Source organism: Fastidiosibacter lacustris, assembly GCF_003428155.1.
Lineage (GTDB): Bacteria > Pseudomonadota > Gammaproteobacteria > Francisellales > Francisellaceae > Caedibacter > Caedibacter lacustris.
On record NZ_QLIR01000034.1, the window covers coordinates 1 to 6,209 of the forward strand.

Sequence of the window (6,209 nt, forward strand, 5' to 3'; positions counted from 1 at the left end):
AATCTTTCAGCGGTACATATTGTCTCTCATGGTGATGTCGGCAAGCTGTATTTAGGTAATGAAGCGCTTTCTTTAGACAATATTGGCGATTATGCGGCAAGTTTGGCACAGTGGGGAAAAGCATTAAGTAACACAGGGGATATTTTATTCTATGGCTGTAACGTTGCCGAAGGGCAACAAGGTCAAGCGTTTGTGGAAGCATTAAGGTCATATACAGATGCTGATATTGCGGCATCTATTGATACGACAGCAAGTCAAGATAATGGAGGGGATAGCATACTGGAATATGGACAAGCAATAGACAATAGTGAGATTCTTCATTTTGAGGGTTATGCTCATCGGTTAGATAACCCAGCGATTGTAGTTGGAGCAACTCACGTTAATATCAGTCAATTGGGTGTCGATATTATTGGCGAGACGGATGGGCATCAGACAGGTTGGTCAGTGTCCTTAAGTGCCGATGGTATGACAATGGCAATTGGAGCACGCCAGGGTGAAGATGTAAGGATCTATAGTTGGAGCGGCAATGGCTGGGTACAGAAAGGAGGGGATATTGACGGCGAGGCAGCAGGGGATTATTTTGGTTATTCGGTGTCCTTAAGTGCCGATGGTAATACTGTGGCAATTGGTGCGATACGTAATGATGGTAGTGGTACTGATTCTGGTCATGTGCGGGTTTATAGCTGGAATGGTACTACTTGGGTACAGAAGGGAGGGGAGATTGATGGTGAGATAGCGGGGGATAACTTTGGTCATTCAGTGAGCTTAAGTGCTGATGGTTTGACAGTAGCGATTGGTGCGATTAATAATGATGGAGGGGCAAGTAGTACCGATAATAGAGGTCATGTGCGGATTTATAGTTGGAATGGCACAAGTTGGGAACAAAAGGGGCTTGATATTGATGGTGAAGCAGCAGGCGGTAATTCTGGTCATTCAGTGAGCTTAAGTGCCGATGGTAACACCGTGGCAATTAGTGCGCCTTATAATGATGGCACGACAGGAAACACGAGTGACAACAGAGGTCATGTGCGGATTTATAGTTGGAATGGCACAAGTTGGGAACAAAAGGGGCTTGATATTGATGGTGAAGGTGGTAGTTCAATGGGTGATCAATCTGGTTGGTCAGTCTCTTTAAGTGCCGATGGCAATACGGTGGCGATTGGTGCGCCTTTTCATGATGGCAGTAACATTGGTGATTCCGGAACGGTACGGATATATAAGTGGAATGGCAGTGCCTGGGTAAATAAGGGTTCGGATATTGATGGTAGTGAAGGGTCAAGTGATTACTCTGGTTGGTCAGTGAGCTTAAGTGCCGATGGCAATACCGTGGCAATTGGTGCACCTAATAATGATGGAGGGGCAAGTGTTACTGATAATAGAGGTAGTGTGCGGATCTATAAATGGAATGGCAATAACTGGGTGAAGTATGGATCAGATATTGATGGTAAGTTCACGAATGCTCAGTCGGGCTATTCCGTGAGCTTAAGTGCCGATGGCAGTAAAGTAGCACTTGGAGGACCTGCTTACAGTATATCCAGGGGTATTGTTTCGGTATACAGTGTGGTTCCGCGCTATACCGTCAATGAAGATACTACACTTGCGATGAATGATATTTCGCTAAATGATATTGATGGTAATTTGTCAACTGCACGTTTACAAGTCACTAACGGAGTGTTGAATGTGACGTTATCAGGAGCGGCGGTGGTGAGCCTTGGCGCCAATGGTAGCAATGATTTAACGATAAGCGGCACGCAAGCGGAAATCAATGCAACGCTTGCGAGTTTAAGTTATCAAGGTAATCTTAACTTTAACGGTAGTGATACCTTGACACTCACCGCAACCGACAGTGGTAGTTCAAGTGCTGTGCAGTTAATTGCGATTAATGTCAATGCTGCCAATGATGCGCCAACCGCGATGGATAATACGGTGGTGATAAATGAAGATAGCATCTATGTTTTTACGGCGAATGATTTTAACTTTGCTGATTTGGATGGTAACACACTTGCCAGTGTTAAAATCACTACTCTGCCAATGGTAGGCAGTTTGAGACTAAATGGTGTAGCAGTAACTTTGAATCAAGTGATCACTAAAGCGAATATTGATGCGGGTTTATTGACTTTTACCCCTGCCAATAATGGCAATGGTAGTAATTATGCCAGTTTTGGCTTTAAGGTAAATGATGGTGCGATTGATTCTGTGTCCACCTATACGATGAGTATTGATGTCACTCCCGTGAATGACGCGCCAGAAGTATTACTAGGCGGAGCTGCCTTTACTACAAGTAAATTAGGTGCGGATATTGATGGTGAAGCGACAGGTGATCAATCTGGTAGTTCTGTGTCATTAAGTGCCGATGGTATGACAATGGCAATTGGTGCACGTAATAACGACGGCAATGGTGGTGATTCTGGTCATGTAAGAATATATAGCTGGAATACCTTAACTTTAGCTTGGGTTCAAAAGGGTGCTGATATTAATGGCGAGGTGGCTGGGGATAATTTTGGATTGTCAGTCTCTTTAAGTGCAGATGGTAATACGATAGCGATTGGTGCTAATGCTAATGACGGCAATGGCAGTAATTCAGGTCATGTAAGAATCTATAGCTGGAATGGTGCGAATTGGGTACCAAAAGGCGGCGACATTGATGGTGAGGCAGCAAATAATTACTCTGGAGAGTCAGTTTCGTTAAGTGCCGATGGTAACACTGTGGCAATTGGTGCGCCTTATAATGATAATGCCAATGGCATTGATGCGGGTCATGTACGAATCTATAGCTGGAATGGTGCGAATTGGGTACCAAAAGGCGGCGACATTGATGGTGAGGCAGCAAATAATTACTCTGGATCGTCAGTATCTTTAAGCGCCGATGGCAATACCGTGGCAATTGGTGCGTCTTATAATGATGGCACGACAGGAAACGCAAGTGACGATAGAGGTCATGTACAGATCTACAGTTGGAATAGTGTGACGTCAACCTGGGATAAATTTGGGCAAGACATCGATGGTGAGGCGCCAGGTGATAGATCTGGTTTTTCAGTATCGTTAAGTGCTGATGGTTTGACAGTAGCAATTGGTGCGTATAATAATGATGGCACGACTGGAAACATTACAGACAATAGAGGTCATGTACGGATCTACAGCTGGAATAGTGTGACGTCCACCTGGGATAAATTGGGGCAAGACATCGATGGTGAGGCGGTAGGAGATTTTTCTGGCTGGTCAGTGAGCTTAAGTGCCGATGGCAATACCGTGGCAATTGGTGCGTATAACAACGATGGCACAAGCGGATCATCCGGTGATAATAGAGGTCATACACGGATATATAAATGGAATGGTACAAACTGGGTAAAGTATGGAGCAGATATTGATGGTGAGGCGGCAGGGGATTTTTCTGGATCGTCAGTATCGTTAAGTGCTGATGGTAATATGATAGCAATAAGTGCGACTCAAAATGATGGTTCGGGAGGCAGCACAGATAATAGGGGTCATGTGCGAGTATATAGTTTAATTCCACGCTATACAGTGAATGAAGATACAGCCCTTGCGATCAATAATATTTCGATTAATGATGTGGATGGTAATTTGTCAACTGCACGTTTACAAGTCACTAACGGAGTGTTGAATGTGACGTTATCAGGAGCGGCGGTGGTGAGCCTTGGCGCCAATGGTAGCAATGATTTAACGATAAGCGGCACGCAAGCGGAAATCAATGCAACGCTTGCGAGTTTAAGTTATCAAGGTAATCTTAACTTTAACGGTAGTGATACCTTGACACTCACCGCAACCGACAGTGGTAGTTCAAGTGCTGTGCAGTTAATTGCGATTAATGTCAATGCTATCAATGATGCCCCGATATTGACAGCGCCAGTGACTAATATAGTTCTTGAAGAAGGGCATGATTTAACTTTTAATGGCGCCAACCTGATTAGCGTATCCGATGTCGATGCAACGCAACTTACAATAAACTTTTTGGTCAACGATGGAATTTTAATCCTTCCTTCTGTTAGCGGCTTAACTTTCTTAAACGGTACAACGAATAACAGTGCAAACATTCAGTTCAGTGGAACGTTATCTGCCATTAGTGATGCCTTAACGGGCATGATTTATCGCCCTAACGCCAATTTTACTGGTAGCGTGACGTTAATGATTGTCGTTTCTGATATGGGACAAACGGGCACAGGCGGAACACAATTGGCAAATAAGAATGTATCCATAGACGTTATGGGGTTTAACCAACCGTTTATTGGGCTTACGGGTGCACTTTTTGATATTCGTCAACTGGGTACGGATATTGATGGTGAGGCAATAGGGGAACAGTTAGGTCATTCCGTAAGCTTAAGTGCGGATGGCAATACATTAGCCGTTGGAACAGTTATGTATAATGGTCTTCAAGGGCAAGTTAGAGTATATAGTTGGAATGCTAGCATATTAACTTGGGAACAAAAGGGTTTAGATATTGACGGTGAAGCGACAGGAGATCAATCTGGCTCTTCCGTGTCGTTAAGTGCGGATGGTAATACGGTAGCAATAGGTGGGCCTTATAATGATGGCAATGATTTTGGGCATGTGCGGATTTATAACTGGACGGGTGCTGTTTGGGAGCAAAAGGGGTTAGATATTAATGGTGATGGAGTAGAGGATCACTTTGGCTGGTCAGTATCGTTAAGTGCCGATGGCAATACGGTAGCAATAGCTACGCCTCATGATGATAACGCCAATGGCAATGATGCGGGGCATGTAAGGATATATAGTTGGAATACCGCAACGTCGACTTGGGAGCAGAAGGGAGGGGATATTGATGGTGAGTCAGCTTTTGATTGGTCAGGTTATTCTGTGTCGTTAAGTGCGGATGGTAATACGGTAGCAATAGGTGCGCCTTATAATGATGGCAATGATTTTGGGCATGTGCGGATTTATAACTGGACGGGTGCTGTTTGGGAGCAAAAGGGGTTAGATATTAATGGTGATGGAGTAGAGGATCACTTTGGCTGGTCAGTATCGTTAAGTGCCGATGGCAATACGGTAGCAATAGCTACGCCTCATGATGATAACGCCAATGGCAATGATGCGGGGCATGTGCGGATATATAAATGGAATGGCAGCGTCTGGGTACAAAAGGGAGGGGATATTGATGGTGAGTCAATTGTCGATTTTTCAGGTTATTCTATGTCGTTAAGTGCGGATGGCAATACAGTAGCAATTAGTGCACCTTTTGCTGGTAGTAATGATGTTGGTCAGGTTAGGATATATAAATGGAATGGCAGTAGTTGGGTAAAATATGGAATGGATATTGATGGTGAAAATTCATCTGATAACTCTGGATTTTCAGTGGCTTTAAGTGCCGACGGTAGCACCGTGGCAATTAGTTCACGGAACAATGATGGTGCTGGTAGCGATGCAGGTCATGTAAGAGTATATAGACTGATTCCGTTGTATGAAGTCAATGAAGATGCGCCACTTACCATCAATGGACTGTCTGTCAGTGATGTGGATGGTAATTTAGAAAGTGCTCGTTTACAAGTCACTAATGGAAGGTTAAATATTACGTTATCAGGCGCTACGGTAATCAGTGCCGGTAGCAATGGCAGCAGTGATTTGACGCTAACGGGTACGCAAACGGATATCAATGCTACACTTGCAAGTTTGATTTATCAGGGCAATCTTAACTTCAATGGCAGTGATACGTTGACGGTGACAGCAACAGATGATATGGCGTTCACCAGGACTCAGAGTATCGATATCACAATTCATGAGGTAGCGGATTTACCAACAGGTACAAACAAAACGATTACAATCGATGAAGATAACACTTATGTATTGAGCGTTGCTGATTTTGGCTATAGTGATCCAGAAAACGACGCATTTACTGAAGTGAGAATTACAATACTTGAGAGCGCTGGGGCTTTGAAATTCAATGGCGTAGATGTAACCCTTAATCAGCTGATCACGAAGGCAGATATTGAGAATGGTTTATTAACTTTTACCCCTGCCAATAATGGCAATGGAGTGAGTTATGCAAGTTTTAATTTTAGAGTGAGAAACGCGCTAGAAGAAGCGGCAACAGGTGCAACGATAACCTTTGATGTCACTCCCGTGAATGACGCACCAAGTATCAGTGGTTTAACCACTTCATCACCTTATACAGAAAGTGCGGCAGATGATAGCATAAGTCCGATCAAATTGGTGTTAGATCCGAGTCTTTTCTTGGA

At 43.9% G+C, this 6,209-nt stretch carries 1 protein-coding gene; it reads left to right on the plus strand.

Going from position 1 to position 6,209, the window contains the following annotated elements; genetic code table 11:
* A partial coding sequence (locus DNJ77_RS09640) for a tandem-95 repeat protein (RefSeq protein WP_116964856.1) occupies nt 1-6,209 on the plus strand: 6,209 nt, incomplete at both ends.